This window comes from Agaribacter flavus (genome assembly GCF_042646125.1).
Classification (GTDB): domain Bacteria; phylum Pseudomonadota; class Gammaproteobacteria; order Enterobacterales; family Alteromonadaceae; genus Glaciecola; species Glaciecola flavus.
Genome location: NZ_JBHRSW010000010.1, coordinates 20447 through 43229 on the forward strand (window position 1 = coordinate 20447; position 22783 = coordinate 43229).

Consider the following 22783-nt stretch of genomic DNA (forward strand, 5'->3'; position numbering starts at 1 on the left):
CGTATATGTACTGGAGCGTGTGGTCTCCTAACGGTAAAAAGCTCAGTTTGTAAGTGTTCAAGTAAGGATATCTCGAGGTTGCTGCACATAGAGCTGTTACCATCAAAATTAAGAGAAATACCCGATGGAAATGAGAAGACGCCTAAAGGTTCTTGTTGTTGACGATGATCTAGTTGATAGAAAAATCATCCGTCGTACCCTAACTGCGAATTCTTTTGATGTAGATATCATCGAAGCCATATCTGTTAACGAAGGCCTTGGTAAGCTAAGGCAAGAGAGCTTTGACGTAATTTTGCTTGATTACCGGATGCCCGGTTCTGATGGTATTGAAATGGTTCATCAATTGCGTTCCAGGCCAGATCTAGGCAGCGTAGCGATTGTGATGATGAGCTCTGCTGAGAGTGAAGAACTAGCAGTGGAGTGCATCGAAGCAGGTGCGCAAGATTTTATTCTAAAGTCAGATATTGGCAAACTTAATCTTCAGCGCTCAATTACACACGCTCAAAAACGTTTTGAGCTGGAGCACAAACTTCATCAAAACTATCTCAACGTCAAACACCTTTCTGAAAAAGACCCACTAACAGGCTTGTCCAATCGCTACCACTTCAATCAATTAATGTCGATACTCATTGACGAAAACAGCCGAACACGCTCAGATGTTGCGTTGATTCTTATGGATCTGGATAACTTTAAGTTCATTAACGATACCATGGGGCACGATGCAGGCGATCGTTTGCTGATTGAGTTTTCTAAACGCATTAAGACGCAACTGCGTCGGCACGAAAGTTTTGCGCGTTTGGGAGGGGATGAATTTGCAATTATCTTAAATGGGATTCGCTCACCTGAACAAGTGTGTATGGTCGCAAAGCGCATTCAGGATGTATTGAAGCCACCCATTGTTATTGCCGAAAACGAACTGGAGTGCAATGCCAGTATTGGTGCAGCGATGTACCCAATGCAAGCGAGCTGTAAGGAAGATTTGGTCAAATTTGCAGATGTCGCAATGTATACTGCAAAACGCGCTGGCAAAGGGATGATTAAGCTTTATGACGACTCAATGCAAGCGCAGTTTAGCCGCCAGTATGATATTCAAATTGGTCTGCGAAAACATCTGAGTGACAATGCATTTAACATACATTTTCAGCCTGTTATTGATATTGCCAGCGGCAATGAAATTGGATACGAGGCTTTGCTGCGTTGGCCTGAAGACAGCGACAATTTTGTACCTGACGAGTTTATTCCCATTGCTGAAAAAAACAACGATATTCACGAAATTGGGAATTGGGTAATCGACCGAGCAATTGAACAGATCGGGCGCTGGCAGAGAGCGATTATTAGCGACAACTTTATTGCCATCAACATATCGCCAGTACAACTTCAGTATCCTAAAATAGCGCAATACATTATTCAACGCGCAGAATACCACTCTGTAAAGCCAGAGAATATCGTCTTAGAAATCACCGAAACGGCTCTGTTTGAGCAACAGCAAGTGATTAAACAATCCATCGAAACCTTGTCAGATTTTGGTTTTGTCATTTCGCTTGATGATTTTGGGGTAGGGTATTCATCTATTTCTCATTTGATAAATTATCCAATTGATGTGGTTAAACTGGATAAGTCACTGTTTACTATAGACGAAAGTGAAGAAAAACGCTTGGCCGTTTTTGAAGCCTTAGCAACCATGTTAAAACGCTTGGATATGACGGTAGTCGCAGAAGGAATCGAAACAGAAGAGCACCTGAGAATATGCAAAGCTTTGAATATCGATCATGGGCAAGGGTTTTACTTTGCTAAGCCTCAAGCCGCGTCTACCATAGAATCTAAGTGGAGTGAGAACGTAAGCAACGCGCAAAAAGTCTTGGTTATATAGTTTTAACAGACTATAAATAGCCTCCCACCGCCTGCACAGGGCTGGCGTTATCCGCATTTGCCAACCAAACGACCAGTGCTGTTTTTTCGATAACTGTCCCCTTTTTCGCTAACCTACATTTTAAAGCTGAGTAGTCAGGTAAGTCGTAAGTACCATTGTTATCAAACTCTTGTGATTTCATTGCCAGTACAACAAAATTGTCTTCTAAGGTCTTTCTGGCGTTTTCGCCCCGCCTTACTTTTGTGAATAAATCAAAGCCTAAAACAGCGATGTTTACGGTCAAGTTTTGACTGCTATCGCTATCAAAAGACACATGTAATTTATCGTTAACGAGCGAGGTTTTTAGTACACCGACTTCAGAGCCTTGCAAAGATAGATCATGCCCAGCAAACCAGCCGGTCCACTCACTGCCATTTACGACAAAACCGGGTGTGTAAACTGAATTGATTGCCTTGCTGTTTCGATATGCTCTCTGGCGTTGGCTATATTCAGCGTGCCCAAAGGGGTCTTGCCAACCAATATAGTCCCAATAATCAACGTGGAACACGACGGGGATAATCTCTTCCCATAAGCTAGGATTCTGCGCCAGTGCATTTACCCAGTGTTGTGCAGGTGGACAGCTACTGCAACCTTGCGAAGAATACAGTTCTAGCAATGTCACTTGTTTTTCTGAGGATACAAAGCTAACTTGTGCTTTTGGCGTTGGCTCAGCAGCAATAGCGATATTTATCCAAATCATAAAAACGCACAGTATTAGGGACATAATTAATATCAGTCCCACAGAGCCAAATAGGCATAAGTTGCATTTTTTCATATTGCAGATTCGCGGTTAATTTCTCATGTTAGTAATAATACAGTGCAGTTATCACGAAAATGTCCAAGCTATCGGACGAATTACTAACAAATCATAAAGGTTTAATGTGCTTTTCTGGTGGGCTGTTTATCACTTTCCAGTCTTTTACGCGATGATTGATCAGACCTTGCCGAATATAGTGAGGCGCGATGCGTTTTTCTTTTCGCATTATGCTGAGGCCTCGATTTAATGCATTGAAAATAGTATCACTGTTTTGCGTTTTTTTTGAGATGACAAACACGCGAGAGTCGTACATTTTAACTTTTATTCCTTGAATCGGCAGTGTGGTGACGCCAGCAAAAGTGAACTGTAACGAGTCTTCAATTGGAAATTCGATGATGGAAAAGTCGGCACGTTGCGCATGTAGCATTTTAAGTAAGGAATCAAATTTAATTGTGGTCAATACCTGACCCGAAATCTGTCGCAAGATATTATAGTCATGCTCCCAATGCCGAAATGTGACAGAGGTATATTGCTTTAAGTCTATGTCAGTGTTGTGCTTGGCTTGTTGAAGAGGATGCTGGTCTGAAGTATATACACCTTTTTCAAACTCACCGAATCTCACGACATCTTGCGTCACATGCAAAGCGTGATAGTTGTCTAAGCTTGCAGACCATATGCTTTCAGCAATGGTATGATATCGCCCATCATTGGTATCGCGAAGCGCGCGATAATAATTTGGCGTAGGTGAAACTTGCATATGTACTTCAAAATCAGCTGCCTCAAATGCCTCACACATGATTAACAGCTCGATTGCCATACGGTGATTGGGTTTGTCTTTGAATAGTTTTAGTTGCTTGCAGGGCTTATTCATAGAACTAAGTTCATATGCGATAAATGAACCGGTATGCATGGCAACCTTTAGTTGATAAGCGTTACTATCGTTTTCTTTTGCTGGACTCGCCGAGGGAAAGAATAAAGACAATGAAAAACTTAAACAAATAATACAAGTTAGTCTCATTGCTCCCCTCTGGATGTACTGGCTGAATATAGAATAATTAATTAATGCTTATGTTGGTATACCTACTTTATTACCAATAAAAAACGCCGCGCTTGATATCAACAACCTGACCAGTTGGTCAAGTTATTTTTTGGGGTTTAATTAATAATACGCATATAGCAGAGATTAGGGTCTATTGCGCATTGCGATAAAATTGTACAACAGACCTTATCAAATCCTAAGCATAAATTATCTGTATATTTACATTTTCGCCAGCTTCGACTTTACCCCTCTCCCTCTCTAATACCGCATAGCAATTTGCGTGTAGTACAGAGCTAAGCATACCAGAGCCTTGTGGACCGGTTGGCCTCACAAAGAGTTTCCCTTGTTCTTGCCAAAATATAGCGCGTTGGTAGTCAAGACGCCCCGGGTGTTTAAAAAAGGTCTCAGATGCAGTGGCGGACAACAATTGTGTTTGAGTGTCTTTTGCTCCAGACATTTGTGACAAGGCCGGTAAGGCAATTTGCTGTAGAGTAACAACCGCAGACACAGGGTTGCCAGGGAGCCCAAAAAAATAGGCGCGTTTTAATTGACCGAATGCTAGCGGCTTGCCGGGTTTGATGGCTAATTTCCAAAAGTTTATATTACCCATTTCTTTCAGTATTTGACCCGTATAATCAGCTTCGCCAACAGATACCCCGCCAGATGAAATTACTAGATCCGCGAGTTTGTCTGCTTGGCTAAAAGCTGCTTTTATTTGCTCGATATCATCTTTGATCAAACCTAAATCTATCACGTCAACATTGGCTTGTTTTAACATTGCGATAATGGCGTAGCGGTTAGAGTCATAGATTTGCCCTACTTCTAAGCGCGTTCCGGGGGGAGTGAGTTCATCGCCTGTCGACAATACTGCAACTTTTGGTTTTCTGTATACAGGAACATGTTCAATACCCAAGCTCGCCAGTATGCCGATATCGATGGCTCTGATCACTTGTCCCGCCTTTAGCACTTTACTGCCTTTAGCTATATCTTCGCCTGCAAGTCGGATTGCATTGCCCTTTGTACTTATTACGTTTATGCTGGCTAAGCCGCCATCGACGGACACGTTTTCTTGCATCTCAACTGTATCTGCTCCATCGGGTACGATAGCACCTGTCATGATCCTTACGCATTCACCGTCGTTGACCAGGCCCGTAAACGGCGTGCCAGCAAAACTTTTACCAATAATTTTAAGTGCTTTTCCCGATGCTAAGTCACTGTGTTTAAATGCGTAACCATCCATCGCAGAATTATCAGCTGGTGGTACCTCAAGGTCTGAATAAATATCGGTGGCTAGGGTTCTGCCTCGCGCGTCAAGTAAATCGCATTGTTCAAGTTCTGTTATTGGCCTCAGCGCCATTGCAATTTTGTCTACGGCTTCTTGTACAGAAAGCAGTGAATTTGTGCTTTGATCACAGTTCATTATTGTTGTACCACTTCAATCTTTAACTTGAGACAAACTCTAGCACAAAACAGGTATACATTTTTATAACCGCGAGTCATTTACGCTAAACAACTCAGAAAGATTTTTAATATGTTAGACGCTAGATACCTGTCTTGACCTTATTGAAAGTCTTTTGAGATTAATGCTGTGATAATAGAAGAAAGTGTTGGAATTACTAATGTGTTGTTCAAAACGATGTCCTCTGACAAACTATCAGGGCCCTTTGTATATGTAATTGCAAATCGTTCTACCGAACAACTTAACACGCTTCTTAACACCGCTGGAATTGTTGTAGCGCTTGTGTTCACAGTGTTTATTGCATTGTTTCTATTTGGTGTCGTCTCGAAAAAACAGCTTAAAAAGACCATTGCTAAACAAACCGAATTTCGAGATGCCTTGCCAAGCGGCGTGCTAAGCCTTAATGCAGAAGGAAAAATAACAGCAGTTAATAGCTACAGTGCAAAACTACTTGGGCGCCAGCCTGAAAAGCTCATCGGTATATCATTTGAACAATGCTTTACAGAAGAAGATCACAGTAAGCTTGCTCAAGCCTTGGAAGCGAGCGACGCAAAAATTCACGCCTGTGCACGATCGAGCAAGTTAATTTTAGCGATAAACATCGGGGAATTGCGCACTACCAGTGATGGAATGTTCCGAAGTGTAGTGATGATTGATCAAAATAATTTGCAGCGCGCATTTACACAATCCAAAGCTGATCATAAACATTTGCAAGCACTGATTGCTGGCACAGAGCTTGGTGTAGTCAAAGGTGATCTTGCCAAGCAAGCACTGCACTTGAATGATACCGCTGCGCAAATGCTGTCTAGTCCCGATAGCCAGCCATTCGATTGTAAGCAAAGCATAGATTTACAAACATTTGCCACTCACATCCACAAAAATGATATTGAAAAGTGGAAACGCTTAATCGATACCTTTTCCAATAAGGGACTGGCTGAGGCTAGCCTACGCATACGAGCGTTAAATTGCCCCGAGTTTGTAAGGGTAGAGGACAAAAATATATCCGCTCCTATGCACTACATACCATTACATATTCGCATGCATACGCAAACGCAAAAGACGGAAGGTAAATATGTGTGTTTTGACGCGATTGTCGAGAAAGAAACTGTACTTGCTGAATACAAACAGCAGCATGCGATGTTTGAGCAGCAAATACACGCGATGCTGAATGCTTCAGCCAGCCCCGTGTACGCCTTAGACGGCAAAGGCAACATAGTGGCTCACAACAATGCCTTTAGTTCTTTAATGCGGATTGTTAATCCGAACATTAATACTAATAACTTATTTGAGGCACAGGTATTTCCAGAAAATATTCTTGACTTACACAAGCGCAGCGCAGGTGTCAGTAGCTTTGCGCAACAGGCAGAATGCAAGGTGATTGCGCATGATGGTCGAGAAATGCACCTGAGGTGCTTTATAGCAGCATACAAGTCAGACGTATACTTGAGTGAAGAGTCGGAACGGCGAGTGGTGGGCATGATTTCAGATATAACTGAGCTCACAGAGTTAAAAGCACAAGTGAAAAGTGAAAGAGAACAGCTTGAAAATATGCTTAACCTAGCACCTGTAGCGATTGCAACAATTGACGCCGAAGATCGTGTGATAACCGCAAACCACAACATGCTCGACCGCCTGCAATATTCAGAAAATGAGCTAAAACATGGCAACTTTTATCAACTCTTTGCTGATCCTGCTGAAGCCGGTCAGGCCGCCAAAAAACTCAACAGAACCGGCAAACTGCGAGATTTTCATGCAAAATTAAAAGGCAAAGATAACCAGCTACATCCTAGTGAACTGCACGTTGATTTGATTAACCGTGAAAAACAAGAGTATCTATGCTGGATTGCCGATCGTTCAGATGAGCAGTTCCAGCAAGACAAATTTGATAGTTTGCTTGAGCATAGCAGTATGCCGATGGCTATTTTAAGTGAGCAGGGCTTCAGCAAGTTAAATGAGGCGGCGCTAGCTTTCTTTGGGGCGCAAGACGAATATGAATTGCGCAACGTGATGCCTTACTCCACTAAACTGAACAGTAATGAATTGAAAGCAAGTCGATTAAAGCGTGCCATCGAGCAGGTTAAACAATCAGGAAAAGTATACGCATCAGATTGGGAGTACCAGCTCGGTGACTACGAGCTTCCTTGTCACGCCACCTATGTACCCATCTACAAAGATAAATCCTTTGATTCGATTTTGTGTATTTGGATGGATAAGCGAGAATTGCAAAAAGCAGATGAAGCGCGCATGCATGCGCTAAACCTCAAGCAAGCGGCTGAACGTGAAACTGAAGAAAAGCAAAAATTACTTGCCAATAGTCAAGACGAATTAGCCGATAAAATGAAGTCGCTTGCTGAAACGCAACAGCAATTACAAAGTGTTCAAGCACAATTTGATGAGACCTGTAACGAATATTCTGAGCTTAAGGAAAAGCATGAAAGTGTGGCTGAAAACCTGCAACAATTGCAAAGCGAATATAGCCAAAGCCGCGATATGCTTGCTGACGCACAGCGCACTAACAGCGAATTGCAAACGCAGTTGGCTTCTTCTAATGAGCAGGTAAAAGGCTTGCATGCGCAACGTGAGCAAATCGCGGTTGCTTTACAAGAAAGTGAAGACAAATACAAAGATGCGCAAACTGCCCTCGCGCTCAGTGAGGAGAATGCAGAACAGCTCAAAGCCCACTTAAATGTACAAAAAGATAAAATGTCGAATTTGGTGAGCCAAATTAAGCAGATGAAAGATGCTGTCACAGATAAAGATCAGCAAATTAATCAAGTAAGTGAAAAAATCCAATCTTTGCAATCCCAGCTATCTAGCTCTACCTCGACCACAGAGAGCTTAAGACAGCAGCTTATCAATCAACGCAAAGCCAGTGAAGAAGCAGAAAAGCAACGCAGAGAACTTGAACAAACCTACGAGTTGGCGCAATCAGAAATTAACAATAAAGCCCAACATGTGGAGCACTTACAGCGCGAAATGCAAAAGCTTGAAGAGATGTCCAATCAAGAAAAAGGTGACATGCAAGCTCAGCAGTCGGCGCTAAGAGAAGAGTTAGCACAGAAGCAACAACAGCTACAAAGTACAAAAGATGCCTTAGACGAGGCCAGACATGCCGCCGAGCAAGAAAAGCAGGCTAGAGATCAACAAGAGGCTTCGCTCAAGCAATTGCAACAAGAACTAACAGAAACAGAAAACCATATGCGAGCGAAGCAAGAAGAAGCCGCGAAACGCGAGAATGAACGCAAAGCAGCGCAGCAAAAACTCTGGGAAGAGCTAAAAGCAAAACAGCGTAAACTGCAAGAAACTGAAGAAATATTGAGCCAGGCCAAACAGCAAACCGAAGCAGAAAAAGCCGAAAAAGAGCACCATCGCCAACGTCTTGAGCTATTGAAGCAAGAGCTGACCGAAATTGAATCCAGAAGTGCAGAAGAACAGGCAAAAATCAGTGAGAGTGACAGGCAATGGCAGGCAGCGCAGGAAGAGCTGCAAAGCGAAGTAGAGGCCAAGCGCAAGCAATTGGCAGAAACGAAATCCCAGCTAGACGACATTCAACGTCAAGCTGATAAAGAGAGACTTGCTCGTTTACAGCATGAGCAAAAGTTGGAATTACTAACCGTGGAATTGAATGACGTCGAGACACGAGCAGAAAAACAACAACAAATGATTGCCGGTAACGAAGAACAATGGCACAAACATCATGCAGAAATTGAAGCGCAAAAACGTCAATTGCAGCAAGCATTACAGCAAGCCAATAGTCAAAATGAGGAGTTGCAAAGCAAGTTGGCTGGCAAGCTAGATGCGTTGAAACACGCCGAGCAGCAAGTTAACCAATCGCAGTCTGGTGAGCAAAGCCTGCTCGATGAGCTTGAAAAAGCGAAAGAGACAGCCGAAGAACTCGAAGCAAAAATCACGCAACAGGCCGAAAAAGAGGCCTACCTTCAACAACAATTGCACGAACAGCAAGAGGCTTTGGAGAACAAAGAGTCGGCTATTAGTACGCTTGAGTCAAAGCAAGCAGCATTGGCAAACGAACTGGCAAAAGTGCAAGAAGAATACACAAAGAGTAAAGAGAGTTTGTCTCATCAGCACGATAGCCATTCAACCCTGAGCACACAAATGAGTGAGTTGGAAAAAGCGCTTGAAAAGAGCCAACAGCAAATTGCAGAGAAAGAGTCGGCTTTACAGGCTGCCCAAGCCGAATTGCAAACGAGTCAAGACAAGTTAGCAGAACAAGAGTCAGCCTTATTGACTGCGCATAAACAAGAGCTGCAAGCTGCCAGCAATGAAGAAAGTAGCGCTTCTCGCCGTCGACCTAATATCGAAAAATTATCAATGCCAAACAACCCAACGGATTGGTTTGATTTATTGCCTTACTTGCAAAAACAAGGGCAAATCGAGTCACTGCCACTCGCGCTTTCTGGTCTGATTGATGGTTTAGAACGTCACCTCTTAAGCACCGAAGAAGCCATTGTGGCCAATGATGTTTCAGGTATTTTTAAGGGAACAAGAGAGCTAATTCGGATTGCACATGAAGTGAACTCTGAGGTGCTAACCGACATGATGTCGAGTATTGAAGACGACTGTAAAAGCGGTATGGTTGACAATGTATCGATTCGTTGGCCAGCTGCGAAGCAAAGCTTAGAGAAAACACTTAGAGTCGTGTACTCGCATTTGCATGCTTAAATTTACACGCCCCCGTTTTAACCGAAGGCGTGTGTATTAAAGTTGCGGCTTAAGACTTAGAATACCTTGGTAACTCTAACGAAGAATTTACGACCTCTAAAGTCATAAGGTCCAACTGCAGACGTTCCCACACGGTTAACAAAAGAGCCAACTTGAGGCGGTTCTCTGTCGAAAATATTGCTGACACCAAAGGTGAACTGCATACTATTGTCAATCAGGTAGCGCGCTGAAGCGGTATGCTCAAAATAGCTTTCCACTTTTGTATCAGAATGGATCGGACCCAAAAATCTGAAGGGTTGTGCAGCAAATTGGATAGTACCGTCTTCGTTAAAACCAGAGTCAGGATTTAAGCTTTGAAAATCAAGCTGGTCTGAGTCTCCAACATAAAAAACATTCCAAAAAAGCGTTAAATTATCTTTCTTCAAAGACAAATTCATATTACCCGTGTACTCAGGTCTGAGCGCAAGCAATGTTCTATCAATATCGTCGTTGAAGGGGTCATCGATGTCTCGGTCAAGGTCAACGAAGTCTTCTATTATCTTGGTCACCTGTCCATCAAGACTAAAGTGATATTCACCAAAGTCTTTGCCGTAGCGCACCGCAAAGTCGTAGCCTCTTGATGTTTGCGAGGCAATATTAAGTGAACCGTTTATGACTTGAGTTAGCTCATTGCGCTCATTTCTTTCGCCAAGTAAGGCACAGAAAGGATCATTATTAAATTCTACAATGGTATTGAAAGCTTGAGTGACAAAACAGCGTTCAATAATTGCGCCACCACCAATACGAGAAATTTGGTCTTCAATTTCTATGTCAAAGTAGTCAATTGAAAATGCCAAATCAGCAAACTTAGGCTGCCAAACAAAGCCGATGTTTGTTGCTTCTGATGTCTCTGGTAATAAGGTTCCCGTGCTATTACCTTGGTTTAGAACCCTGACATTTTCGGTTGTTTGAAACGCATCATCAATGCCAAATAAGCTACAGTTTTGAGTAACAATACTTAATTCGTCAGCCGGACGGTTGGAATTTTCTAGGTTTACACAGGGATCGGTAGGGCCAAAGGTATCATCGCCCCCTTGAAACAATTCAAACAAGGCTGGTGTGCGATAGGAAGTGCCTTTGTTAAACCGGAACTTTGCCGTTTCGTGTAAATGCCAACCCAAACCCAGCTTATAGGTAAACTCACCACCATCGTCAATACGGTTATTACTGGTGAAACGCCCTGAGCCGATAAAGTTAAGTCTGTCTATCAAGAATATGTCTTCAAGCAGGGGAATACCTATTTCTGCGAACACTTCTTGCAAAGTGGCGGTACCAACTGTTGGATTACCATTTGAAAAGTTATGGTTGTTGCCCGCTTGGCTATTCGCACCGGGTTGGTCGTCAAAGCTGTCGTGGCGCACATGTACACCAAGGGCGAGTGCGGCCTCACCTGCAGGTAAACTAAATAGATCGCCCGAAACAATACCTTCAAATGTGTATTGCTCATACTTGGTTGTTCCTGTTTCAACACCTTCCAAGAAGGCTTCTTCTTCGGCGTTAAGCTGGCCGTCTCGCAATATTCTAGTGCTCAAAAACGGTATCGATACGCCATCACAAATGGATTCGGCAGTCTCGCCGTCGGGCAGTAAAGAAACGTTGATTTGTGACGGATCACAAGCAACATTGCCAAAGCCAGTTACGGCACTTAAGCGATCTTGTCGAGTGAAGTTACTAGTATATTCTGCTTTGGAGTTACCGTATTGAAGATATACATCCCAATCCCAGTCTTCTAACAAGCCAAAACCGCTCCCAAAGGTACCTTTACTACCAACTACAGCATTGGCATATTTAGTTTGGTTTTGAGAAAAGAAGGGTCTAATAATGTTAAAGCCGATGGCGCCTGACAATGCGTTGTCAGTTGCATCTCTTAAGCGCTCTGCCACGGTATTGTTTGGATGTGCGCCGCCTAAATTTTGAAAAAGGAAGCGAAAACTGTTGATATCTGTGTCTACTTTAGACAGTAGCAGTTGACCGTACAACTCGTGGTTGTCATTGAGATCATAGCCACCAGAAGCAAAGAAACTATAACGTTCTTCGGGGTTTGTGGCGTTTGAGTTTAAAATGATTGGCGAAGTTTGAGGAAGTATGGCATTTGATGCCGATGCTGCTTCAAAGTCTCCTGTATTGGCACCAATATTGTTTGCAGGGTCTGTGACGCCGAGGTTGGCAATGCCGACTCGCGCAAATTCTGGTAATATTGCCCTGAGTTCATCTTGTCCAGGGCCAATGATAGTGCCGTCTGGATCGGGTACATACAAGCCACCAAATCTGCCATTGATAGAATCTGTGTCAAAGAAAAGCCCAGTACCTTGGCGGAATATGAAGAAACGGTTGTTTGTGCCAAAGCCGCGGCAAACAACCTCACCATTTTCATCACGATTGTCGAGTTGCGCACCGCTCACTGGATCGAAGACCCGTAAATCGCGACAATCTGTAAAGTCTCTATCGCCTAATGCAAGTTGTTGGCGAGAATCAAATTGTGCAGCCAAATTGAAATAGCCATTCTCGTATTCTTCACTGATACGCCCAGACAATTGAAAGTTTTCACCACCACCTTGTTCAGTTGGGGTGATCTGAACGGATATGGTATCTACTTCCGTGCGGCCGATTAAGCGATTATCGACAACACCCGCAACGGCATCAGAGCCATAAATAGAAGAAGCGCCATCTTTTAGTATTTCTACTCTTGAAATAATAGACGAGGGTACAATACTAATATTGGGTGACGATACACCACCACGGGTGCCTGTTGGTGATAGACGTCGACCATTCAACAAGACAAGTGTTCTCTCTGCGCCTAATCCACGTAGCGATATTGTATTTGTGCCATTACCGCCGTTTTGTGAAGACCCACCAATAGCATTAACTGATGTTTGGTCATTGGCTTGTGGTGAACCAGATACTAAGGTCGATTTACGTATTAGATCTTGGGTGCTTTCAAGGCCTAAGAGTAAACCTGTCTCAGATGTCAAAACTTGGATCGGCAAGTCACTGTCAAACGCAAAGTTTTTGAGTCTGGAGCCGACTACCGAAATTTTTTCGACAAGCTTCTCTTCATCATTTTCGTTGGCACTTGATGGCTCGGCGTCAGTGTTGTTTTCCTGTGTACTGCGCACTTCAGACACTTCTACATTGTCTGCGTTGCTTGATTGTTGCTCAGCAATTGCAATATTAGAGAGCGCTAAGCCGATTGATAAGGAAATGATGTTAAGTGGTTTTAATTTGAAAAGTTGAAGCATATTAGCCGCTGAGGACGTCTGCTTGCTTTTTCCATGCATATTTATATTTTTCATTATACGCTCGCTGTGGATGTTATTCTTATTTCAAGGAGGAGGTTTCCCATATAGAAAGACAAAACGAGTGGTATGTAACCTCAAATAAAAATGCAATATTTTTGAATATATTTTGTAAATCACTGATCTTAATGCGAAATAAAAACTAAATTTTTTGCCAATCCAAGCATATTGCTAAGATCGGTAAGTGAGGCCGATAGAATAATGTGCACCGGTGTTTCGATAAATGCCAGATAAGCCGCGACCCTGATTAATAAATAAGCCTCTTCGCGGCGGAATGTTGTCAAAAGCATTGTTAATCAGCAATCGAACGTCAAGGCTATCGTTTATCTCATAGTTGAACATAAAGTCGTGAAATAACTTGGTGCCAGTATGCGGCAAGTCGATAAAGTTGTCGTCTCTTCCCTTTAAAAACGGATCAATGTAAGCCGAACCGATGAATTGAGCTTGCCAAGCAAACGTCAGGGATTTGTATTTGTATTCAGTAAGACTGTTGGCTTGCCATCTTGGGTAACCCAAGGTCCCCGCTAAATTTGGTTCGCTTGTTGAGCCACTATCCTCAGGCTTTTCTTGTAGTTTGTCCAAATACGTACCGAAAACACGCGTTTGCAGCAGACCCGGTAAACTCAACAGGCTGCTCGCAAGATCAATACTGTAATGTAAATCCAGATCGACACCGCGAGCGCTGATTTCACCAATATTTAGTTGTTTGGTAGTAATTGTCGATATAGCTTGCGTGTTTTCATCTCGAGTTATAAAACTGCAAAACACGTTTTCTTCGACGAGGGTATTGTCATCGACACACCTGTCTACAATCGTTTGCGGTGAAAAGGTGTCAATCGATCGGGTAATATCCACTTGCCAGTAATCGGCAGTAAAAGATAGATTCGGAAACTTTGCTGGGGTATAAACCAAGCCTGCTGTCCAAGTATCGGATTCTTCGGGTTTTAACTGTGCATTGCCTTCAAAAATGATTTGTTTAGATATGCTGTTTCTTCCATCTAGGCTAGCGGGTAAACCCAATGCATCACAATTATTGCGACGTGTTAGTGTATCATCGCGAAAGTCTTCGCTGCAGGGGTCGGTAACACTACTAAATCCGCTGTCTTGCGCTTCAAATAGTTCGGCAATATTCGGCGCTCTGGCGGCCTTTGAACGGGTAATTCTAAACCTGCTTGACGCCTTGGGGGCATAGTTTAGGATACCATGCCAAGTCGTGTTTCCACCCGATGTGTTGTAGTTTGAAAGCCTGACTGCGCCCTCTAAGGCTAGATTGTTTATATATGGCTGATTTGAAACAATGGGTAATTTTGCTTCTGCATACGCTTCGAACACTTCATACTGGCCTTCGTTTGAGGGCACAGGTGGCAAAAAAGAGTCTCCTGAAGCTTGCAATTGGCTTGAATCTCGACGACTAAACTCTTTGCGATATTCACTTCCGAGTGCAAGATTGAGTGAACCGGCAGGTAGCTCTGCAAGGACACCGGTCAAGCTTAACCCTGCAGACGTTTGACGCAGTGTTTCTGAGGAATTCACATCAGTTCGGCTATACTCAATAGCTTCTCGAGAAGCTTGATTGATACCAATAATATTGAGTGCTTGACAGCCACTCATTCGTGCCCGCAAATCACGGCATACAATTTCACCTGTCTGTTCGTCAAAAATGGCATCTATTGAGTCAAAAAAGCGCGCATTAGTTTGGCTATTCAGGCTAAGTGTATTTTCTTTGCTGCGACCAAAAGTTGCATAAATCTCATACTGCCAATTGCTGTTGAGTTCCCCTTGCATACCGATATTGGATTGGAAGGTATGCCTATCATTACGTGACTGCCGGCGGCCAAATTCGGTATGAACGCGGTTTACAAGCAACTTGTCATCAAGACTAAAGTCGGCCACTGTAAGGAGTTGTTGCCGAAGATTGGGCGAAATAAATGGGTTGTCTAAAGACAAAGAGATATTGCCCCTGTTTAGGGGATCAAATGTGGGTTGTGATGCTTGTTGCCCATTGACAGAAGCGTACTTGAGATCAGCATAAATGCGGGTAGTTGAATCAAACTCGTAGTCAAACATACTGGTCACAAGGTGTCGTTCTATTGGCAGCCTCAAATTGTCATATTGGCTGAATAACACGCCGTCTCCGCCAATTTGACGATCACCTTGTTTTCCTATTTCACCAAAGTCAAAGGGTCTGAATGATTGTCCGTCTTCGCTAAATATAAATAGCTGGTCGCCGATTTCAAATGAACCGGTAACGGCATGCGTGTTAAAGCGAATATCTGAGCGATGAATTAATGTTGGCGCGGCATCATTCTGCTCTGCGCTAGCTGGATTGCGAATAAAATTGAGACCATCGTTGGTAAAGCTCCTGTCTTGGGCACTGAGGCCGTCGGATTTTTCATAGCTTGCGCTAATTGTCGCGTGGAGTTTGTTGTTAAAGAACGCGTCACCTTTTAAAAAGGATACTTTGCTCTGGTGAGCATCTTTTCGGGACGAACTGGAGGCCATTATTTCAATTTGTTGCCCGTCAAGTTTGTCTTTTAGAATAATATTTACTACGCCGGCAACAGCATCTGCGCCATATACCGCTGAAGCACCGCCAGTACTAATTTCAATGCGCTCGATCAGCTGCTCGGGAATACTATTGATATCAACTGCGGGGCTACCTCTGCGAGCACCTACATGTCGCTTGCCGTTGACGAGTACAAGGGTTCTATCTGTGCCTAAACCTCGCAAATTGAGAAACTCTAACCCAGCTCCACCTGATGTTTGACTTTGTGTATTCACGCCTGAAAAGCCACTGGGCGATAGGGCGGGAAGTGTGAGTAAGGTGCTTGCTAGGCTATTAGGCGAGTTAATACTTAAGTAGGCGTCATTTACCAGTGTAACTGGCACATTGGTACTTTTGCCGCTGCGTTTAAGTTTAGAGCCGGTGATAACAATTCTCTCGATACTGTCTCCTCTTCCTTGAATGATGCTTTGCGCTAAGGTGGCGTTTCCACTATCTAATTTTTGCTCTCTACTAAGGCTTTCTTCACGAGCGGTGGTGGTGCGAGTTTGTAATGGTAAATTGTTGGTGGATGACTCGCTGCTGGCTGTTGAAAGTGGCAATTCACTCTGTCGGCCAATCGCAATGATGTCTCGTTCAACAAAGGTGTAGTGAAGGCTCGAATTGACGAGTAAAGATTGTAAAATACTTTCTAGTGTATATTTGCCTTGTATACTCGGCGCTGAAAATTGCGAGGTGTCCTGAGTAGAAAAAAGAATCGTTAAATTCGCTTGTTGACCTAATTGTATCAACGCCTGCGTTAGCGACTGTTCTTCTAGGTTAAGCTCTAATTTAGTTTCAGCCTTTTCAGGTTCGCTTTGCTTGGCGTTAACCCACTGCATATTTATTGAAACATAGAGAAGAATAAGCGAGCTGCAAAGGCGCCTCATATTCAAAAGCGCCTATATAAAAGCACCTGTCCTTTGTTATTTTCGGTCGCGTCAACAGGTAGCAAGGTTTCTAAAGTATCGGCGATAGTATCCATATTATCGAGCTGAATAATGCCACTCACTTGAAAATCTCGCATTGCTGGGTCTGCAATCAGTACTTTTTTGGTGCTGTAACGATTGATATCGTCAACAACTTGAGCCAATGCGTCTGCATCGTAGAGTAAAAAGCCTTCTTTCCACGTAGAAATCAATGAACTATTTTCAATAATTTGACTAAAACCAGATTCGCTTGAGTAAGATATACTTTGATTGGCAATTAACCGTATAGGCGCATTATTTGGCACCGAAGGCTTCGTATATAGTAGCTCCACAACGCCTTCTACAACCGAAACACTAACCTGCTTACCCAATTTACTGACGTTAAATTCAGTGCCAACGACTTTAATCATTACGTCACCCGTATCTATCATCATCGGGCGAGCTTTGTCAGGCGAGACACCAATGTGTATTTCACCGCTCGTTAAGGTAATGTCTCGTCGCTCTGCAGAATAGTCTACAGAAATCTGCGTGTTTGTGTTTAGGTTGACTTTAGATCCGTCCTCCAAGGCAAAATAATTTAACTCGCCGGTTGTCGTGGCATAGCTAATAGGATCTGGGCTTGTTTTTGTAAAAACAAATAGCAAAGTGCATATCACAAGGGTGATTGAAGCAGCCATACCGTACTTCATATTGTTATACCAAGTTGACACGCTTTGCTTTGATTGCTCGTGTGTGTTTGCTGATATTAAATTAGGGTCAATGAGATCAGCGACATCATTGAATACCTCATCTTTTACTAGGCCAAAATCATTATAAACCTGTTTTACATCTTCGTAGGCTTGTCGATGACTCTCAGACGCATTTATCCATTGATCAAATTCCACCTGAACCAGTGGATCTTTGTACTCGTTTTTTAGGCGAGCAAACCATTCACTTGCTTCCGCTTGCGTAATTTCTGTGTACTGTGTTCGTTGTGTGTAAATGTTATTCATAAGTGTTTAAACAAAAATACTAATTCTGCTCCATGCTCTGCTTGCAGTGTAAAACTGCTTGCGCGATGTATTTTTCTACCATACTCACCGATACGTTGAGTTTTTTAGCTATATCTAAATACGTGTCCGGATAAAATCGGTGAAGAATAAACGCCGCTCTACAATTTTGAGGTAAGCCTTTTAAGGCTTCCAGCATCAATTCCCTTTTTCGCTGCGCTTCTAATTCTAATTCGGGTGTGGTGGATGTGACGGTATTGTATTGCGTCGATGTACTAGGTTTCGATGCAATATTTTTTTTGTTGTTCTCATCACTACAAACTTTTTTGTAATTATTGATCGAAAGGTTAGCCGCGGTTTTGAATAAGTATGCCTGAGGATTATTCACACTTTGTGGGGGAATTTTTACAACCCGCATGTATGTCTCTTGAATGATGTCACCCACGTCCGCAGCATTTTGATTGCGCCTGTTTAAAAACTCTCTCAGGGAATCATCATGCGATTGGATCAGGGTAGCCCAAAATCGATTATCGTTACCTACTACCGACATAATCCTGTTCTTAATAAGCGTTTAAAACTAAATTTGCTGTACAGCCTGAAAGTTAGGCCTGGTTGAAGAAGCCACTGTACCCTGTCAATCCCTTACACCTTATCCTGATTGTAGTTCGTAGGTCAATGCTAAAGTGTTAGGCGGGCAAAAGGCAAGTTGGCACTTAAAGAACTTAAGTGCCACAGAATAACTGGAGTCAACAGCCCCTAAAAGTTCAATCCCTTAAAACGCGCCAATAATACTAAATGTCGCATTTATGGGGGCGCCCACTGTAACCTGATGAGTTGAATGGGAATTTGGGAAGTATAACTTGTCACTAAGATTTTCAATATTCACTTGAAGGCGCAAGTCTTCGTTTAGGTCGTAATATGCGGCTGCGTCAAAACGAGTATAGCTTGGTAGCACTGCCGAGTTACTCGTATTGACAAAGCTTTGATCTTGATAACTTGCACCCAAGCTGAGCCCAAAGGTGTCACTTATCCAGTAACTCGTCCAAATTGAGAACGTGTTTTCTGGTAACTCTCTAGGTGTTTTGCCAGTAGGCCCTGTTCTATCCACTATTTCACCATCAAGATAGCTATAATTCGCATTAAAATACCAAGTGTCATTTAGTTGACCACTGAGCTGTAACTCAAAACCTTCGATTTCAGAATCCACAACATCCAGGGTTGCAGGGTCATTGTCTGCTACCTGCGGCGAGCTTTGTTCGTTTTCAAATACAGCGGCTGTTAAACTTAAACTATCAGCAAAATCCCATTTTACGCCGACCTCACGATTGGAGTAGGTATCGGGATCGAGCTTATCGTCGTCACCATTAATGTCAGTAAACTGTTCGCCACTGCGTGGCAAAAACGATTCACTGTAGCTCGCATAAAATGAGATGTTTTCGACAGGTTTGTATACCAGTCCAGCCCTTGGAGAAAATTCTTGGTCTTTTCTTGAGCGAGTCTCTAATTTTTCAGGATCTGCATTAAATACTTTAATATCAAAACTGTCGAAACGACCACCCACAATTAAATCCAGATGTTCGCTTAGGGCAATTTCGTCTTGGATATAAAACGAATACACGTCTAAATCAACACGGGTGTCATCATTTAGATCCGAAAAAGCGGTAGTGATGGTTTGTCCAGCAAAGTTTACACCACTAAAACCACTAAAATTGAGTGGACGTTCAAGGGTAAACGTTTCTTTGTCATTGTCCGTTGAGCTAAACTCAGAGTTAAAGCGATTTTGATCCGAATTTGTTTGAATAAACTCACTGCCGACAATTAGGGTGTGTTCGATGCCACCGGTCGCAAATTCACTAATTAAGTTTCCGCTCAGAATAAAGTTGTCGCGTACTGTGGTATCGATATAACCGTCGAGCTCTACATAATTTTCGTTTGTGTTGTAGGCTGATGCGTAAAAGTTAGAATAAACTTTGTCAAAGTCACCGTAATAAGCGCTAAAGTTGCCTTTTACGTTGTCGCTAAATTGGTGCTGCAAATTTGCTCTAAATACATGCGCTTCTAATTCAGTAAAGTTGTTTTCTGGATCCGCAAACACAATGTTTTTTAAGCTTTCGGCTGGTCTGCCGTCTAATGTGGGTATACCTCTGTCAATAAAGCGCTCATGGTTGATGTACTCGTAGGAAAGATCCAACAAAGATTTATCACTCAATTCGATACGAGCGGTCGGATTTATACCCAATCGTTCACCATCAAAAAAATCTCTATGGTTGTCTAGACTCTCATACATGCCATTAATACGGACAGCTGAACGATTGCCTGTACTGAAATTTGTATCTATTTCTCCGCCAAAGCCGCCAAATGTATTCAAATGCGCTTTAGATGCACCAAATTCTTCGTCTATCTGTGCTTTTTTCGATACGCGATTAAGCACACCGCCAGTGCCACCGCGGCCAAAAAGTAAGGCGTTGGGTCCACGTAAAATTTCTACCTGCTCAATATTGTAGAGCGCGCGATAGTATTGAACGTCGTCACGATTACCGTCAATAAAGAAGTCGGCGGTAGAACGCACACCACGAAAGACCACCGCATCTCTGTGACCTTCGCCTTGGGTAGTATTGACGCCAGGCGTGTAATCAATAATTTGGCCAATGCTTCTGATCCCGCGACGGGAGATTTCGTCTGCAGAAATAATGGATAAGCTCTGTGGTACATCAATCACCGGAGTAGGCGTTTTTATGGAATTGGATTCATTACTTGATAAGTATTGTCCGGTGATAGTGAGTCTTTCAAGCTCACCTGAGGCATCTGGAGTTTGGGCAAAGGCTGTATTGCTAAGAATCAATGCGCTTGCAATGCTTGTGAGTGTAAATTTCAAAGTAATTTCCTGCAAAAAGATTAAAACTTGTTGTTTTCCCGATTTCAGGCTATTGGGTTTCTTTCCAATCTCGTATACAAAACGAAAAGCGAAATGAGAATAATTATTAATTGCGTTATAGTATAGGGAAAGTTTTCTTCACAAACAAATGTTTTTTTAGAAGGAGGTCGCGGGTCGGTACTTTGTAGTTTTGTAGTAAATTGCCTGTGATTGCGGTTCGTCAGCTCAAGCACTCCGATCTGGTATAACATGAATAGACTGATACGTTGCTTTATGTATGACGTGGATAATTTTTTTCAGGTCGCTTCTCACATTATGTACAAACACAATGTATCGCTTAAGCAAATAAACTGTTTAACCTGATGAGATGGTCTAGGCTATCTTATCTGAGAGTTAAGGTTTCAGCATCAATGGTCAGTCCATTCCCATATCTCACCGGCACCTATTTTCTATCGTCTACAATTACTTACTATAAAACCCATGTATCAGTTGTTTGGCAAAACTAGTTGGCATTTTTTCGTCACCTTTGTAGCCGATCTTTAGATCACCACTATCTTCAGGTACGTATGCGGTGCCAAAAATATAGTCCCATATACTCAATGTAAGACCGAAATTCATACCGTATTGTCTGTTTTTAGGTAAATCGTAGGCGTGGTGGTACAAATGCATGATCGAGTTGTTAAGTAGGTACTTGAAGGGACCGTAGCTCAGCTTGATATTGGCGTGATTGAGATGGCCTATCGCTATAGTGAAGAAGTGTACAATAAACGCCTGTTCAGGCTCGAATCCGCCTAACAACATTATCCCTAGCGTTTTTAAAGGTTTATACAACACATTTTCCATCCAGTGATAGCGCAGATGTCCAGCAAAGCCCATTTCTTTTATTGAGTGGTGTACTTGGTGAAAACGCCATAGCAGGTTAATGCGGTGTAGGCTAAGGTGGGTAAGCCATTGTAAAAAATCCAATAACACAAAAAACACTAAGAGCTGAATAGCTAGTGGCCAGTCTTGTATATCAATCAATGTCAGTGATTGCATATCTATATTGGCTTGTGAAAACTTGAATGCTAGTACCGCATAGACACCGGATATTACTATGCTAAAAATAAAGAAATTAAAATACATATAAAAGGCATCCAACCAAAAATCGTGCCTAAATCTGCGTTGATGTTTTCGCCAAGGGAAAGTGATTTCTAGCAACCAGACAACCAAAGAGAGTAGGGTTAAGCCCCAAAAATAATTTTGTGACCACGGCACTTCGAAAGTAATATTTCGTCCTATCCACATCGCTGTGCCAACTGCGGTATCAAAAAATATCTGTGTGCTTGACATACTTAGGCTCTGTTACTCTTTTTACTATTGGGGTAGACCGCTAAAAACGGATATTAATTCTCTCGCTTAATTTTCGCTAGTTTGATGGGTAAGTATTCTTTTACCGTGTTGTAACCGATATCGTACAGTGCTTCTTTTTGCCCTGGTGACATTGCAAAGTCTACGGGTGATGTCGCGCCTGTATCTACGACTATTGTATTGTGCCAAAAGTTTGCATGTACATATTCGCGTGCTAAAGCGTTCATGAAGGTACGTATCAACATTTGTATATATTGCGGCAAGATAAAACGTCTATTCGTGTTTAACGGCGGGGGCTTTTGGTTACTACAAAGTCGAAAACACACATTGGGTGTGCCATCCCCTTGCCAATCATTGAAGAGGGCGTCTTCTGATAATATGGCGCCGTCTACTAATAGATGATCTTTATATACACTTGAACTAAAAATCAGAGGGATAGACATAGAGTACCTGACCGCTTTGGATACTTTTAGTTTTGGTGAGGTGTGTTTGTTAAATATTACTGGACCACCACCATTCAAATCGGTGGCAATAATATGTAAGGCCGCATCCAATTCTTCAAAGGTTTTTGAACCGAGCTGTTTGTCAATCCACACTTCAAATTTTTTACCTGACGAGAACCCACCTTTGGTCAACAAACGCCAAAACGAAAACTCTTTAAATTGACCAAAATTTGTTACGGTAGCCAGTTGCAAGATTTGTTTTAGGGGCATGTTATTGGCGTAGAGCGCGGATACAATCGAACCGCCAGATATTCCGACTATAGTGTCGAATGAAATATCTAAGTCGTGTAATGCCTGCAAAATGCCAATATGCGCAGGCAAACGTGTGCCACCACCTGAAAATATTGGAACGATTTTTTGCGTTTTGCTAATGGTGCTATTCCTAACATTATTCTTTTGATTTAAGCATAGCC

At 42.6% G+C, this 22783-nt stretch carries 12 protein-coding genes; 2 read left to right on the plus strand and 10 right to left on the minus strand.

Going from position 1 to position 22783, the window contains the following annotated elements; all coding sequences use genetic code 11:
• Nucleotides 1-124: 124 nt before the first annotated feature.
• Nucleotides 125-1870 carry a putative bifunctional diguanylate cyclase/phosphodiesterase gene (locus ACFOHL_RS07030; RefSeq protein ID WP_376919508.1) on the plus strand — a complete coding sequence of 582 codons (1746 nt, stop codon included), beginning with the start codon at nt 125-127 and terminating at the stop codon, nt 1868-1870.
• Nucleotides 1871-1880: 10 nt separating this feature from the next.
• Here the strand turns inward: ACFOHL_RS07030 and ACFOHL_RS07035 are convergent, their stop codons facing one another.
• The 3 genes from ACFOHL_RS07035 to moeA form a co-directional block, all read right to left on the minus strand.
• A complete protein-coding gene (locus ACFOHL_RS07035; RefSeq protein ID WP_376919509.1) occupies nt 1881-2609 on the minus strand; it encodes a DUF1223 domain-containing protein in 729 nt (242 codons plus the stop codon).
• Between the two features lie 166 nt (nt 2610-2775).
• Complete coding sequence (locus tag ACFOHL_RS07040) at nt 2776-3684, minus strand: hypothetical protein (RefSeq protein WP_376919510.1); 909 nt, start codon at nt 3682-3684, stop codon at nt 2776-2778.
• A gap of 217 nt (nt 3685-3901) precedes the next feature.
• Nucleotides 3902-5125, minus strand: a complete 1224-nt coding sequence (gene moeA, locus ACFOHL_RS07045) for a molybdopterin molybdotransferase MoeA (RefSeq protein WP_376919511.1) — start codon at nt 5123-5125, stop codon at nt 3902-3904.
• 168 nt (nt 5126-5293) lie between these two features.
• Here moeA and ACFOHL_RS07050 point away from each other — a divergent pair, with 168 nt between their 5' ends.
• Nucleotides 5294-9847 (plus strand): PAS domain-containing protein, encoded by a 4554-nt coding sequence (locus ACFOHL_RS07050; protein WP_376919512.1) that lies wholly within the window; start codon nt 5294-5296, stop codon nt 9845-9847.
• A gap of 56 nt (nt 9848-9903) precedes the next feature.
• Here ACFOHL_RS07050 and ACFOHL_RS07055 read toward each other — a convergent pair whose 3' ends face one another.
• The 7 genes from ACFOHL_RS07055 to ACFOHL_RS07085 form a co-directional block, all read right to left on the minus strand.
• Nucleotides 9904-13179 carry a TonB-dependent receptor domain-containing protein gene (locus ACFOHL_RS07055; protein WP_376919513.1) on the minus strand — a complete coding sequence of 1092 codons (3276 nt, stop codon included), beginning with the start codon at nt 13177-13179 and terminating at the stop codon, nt 9904-9906.
• Between the two features lie 174 nt (nt 13180-13353).
• On the minus strand, nt 13354-16614 hold the full coding sequence (locus ACFOHL_RS07060; protein WP_376919514.1) for a TonB-dependent receptor: 3261 nt from the start codon (nt 16612-16614) through the stop codon (nt 13354-13356).
• A gap of 2 nt (nt 16615-16616) precedes the next feature.
• The gene (locus tag ACFOHL_RS07065) at nt 16617-17645 is read right to left on the minus strand and encodes a FecR family protein (protein ID WP_376919515.1); all 1029 of its coding nucleotides are present in this window, start codon (nt 17643-17645) and stop codon (nt 16617-16619) included.
• A 19-nt stretch (nt 17646-17664) separates the two neighbouring features.
• Complete coding sequence (locus tag ACFOHL_RS07070) at nt 17665-18192, minus strand: RNA polymerase sigma factor (RefSeq protein WP_376919516.1); 528 nt, start codon at nt 18190-18192, stop codon at nt 17665-17667.
• Between the two features lie 222 nt (nt 18193-18414).
• Nucleotides 18415-20517 (minus strand): TonB-dependent receptor, encoded by a 2103-nt coding sequence (locus tag ACFOHL_RS07075; protein ID WP_376919517.1) that lies wholly within the window; start codon nt 20515-20517, stop codon nt 18415-18417.
• Nucleotides 20518-20979: 462 nt separating this feature from the next.
• A complete protein-coding gene (locus ACFOHL_RS07080) occupies nt 20980-21849 on the minus strand; it encodes a sterol desaturase family protein (RefSeq protein ID WP_376919518.1) in 870 nt (289 codons plus the stop codon).
• Nucleotides 21850-21902: 53 nt separating this feature from the next.
• Complete coding sequence (locus tag ACFOHL_RS07085) at nt 21903-22742, minus strand: patatin-like phospholipase family protein (RefSeq protein ID WP_376919552.1); 840 nt, start codon at nt 22740-22742, stop codon at nt 21903-21905.
• Nucleotides 22743-22783: the final 41 nt, after the last annotated feature.

What these genes read in the sequence shown, in the direction of transcription:
- ACFOHL_RS07030 (WP_376919508.1), top strand. Translation starts at nt 125, where the DNA reads ATGGAAATGAGAAGACGCCTAAAGGTTCTTGTTGTTGACGATGATCTA.
- ACFOHL_RS07035 (WP_376919509.1), bottom strand. Translation starts at nt 2,609, where the DNA reads ATGATTTGGATAAATATCGCTATTGCTGCTGAGCCAACGCCAAAAGCA.
- ACFOHL_RS07040 (WP_376919510.1), bottom strand. Translation starts at nt 3,684, where the DNA reads ATGAGACTAACTTGTATTATTTGTTTAAGTTTTTCATTGTCTTTATTC.
- moeA (WP_376919511.1), bottom strand. Translation starts at nt 5,125, where the DNA reads ATGAACTGTGATCAAAGCACAAATTCACTGCTTTCTGTACAAGAAGCC.
- ACFOHL_RS07055 (WP_376919513.1), bottom strand. Translation starts at nt 13,179, where the DNA reads ATGAAAAATATAAATATGCATGGAAAAAGCAAGCAGACGTCCTCAGCG.
- ACFOHL_RS07060 (WP_376919514.1), bottom strand. Translation starts at nt 16,614, where the DNA reads ATGAGGCGCCTTTGCAGCTCGCTTATTCTTCTCTATGTTTCAATAAAT.
- ACFOHL_RS07065 (WP_376919515.1), bottom strand. Translation starts at nt 17,645, where the DNA reads ATGAATAACATTTACACACAACGAACACAGTACACAGAAATTACGCAA.
- ACFOHL_RS07070 (WP_376919516.1), bottom strand. Translation starts at nt 18,192, where the DNA reads ATGTCGGTAGTAGGTAACGATAATCGATTTTGGGCTACCCTGATCCAA.
- ACFOHL_RS07080 (WP_376919518.1), bottom strand. Translation starts at nt 21,849, where the DNA reads ATGTCAAGCACACAGATATTTTTTGATACCGCAGTTGGCACAGCGATG.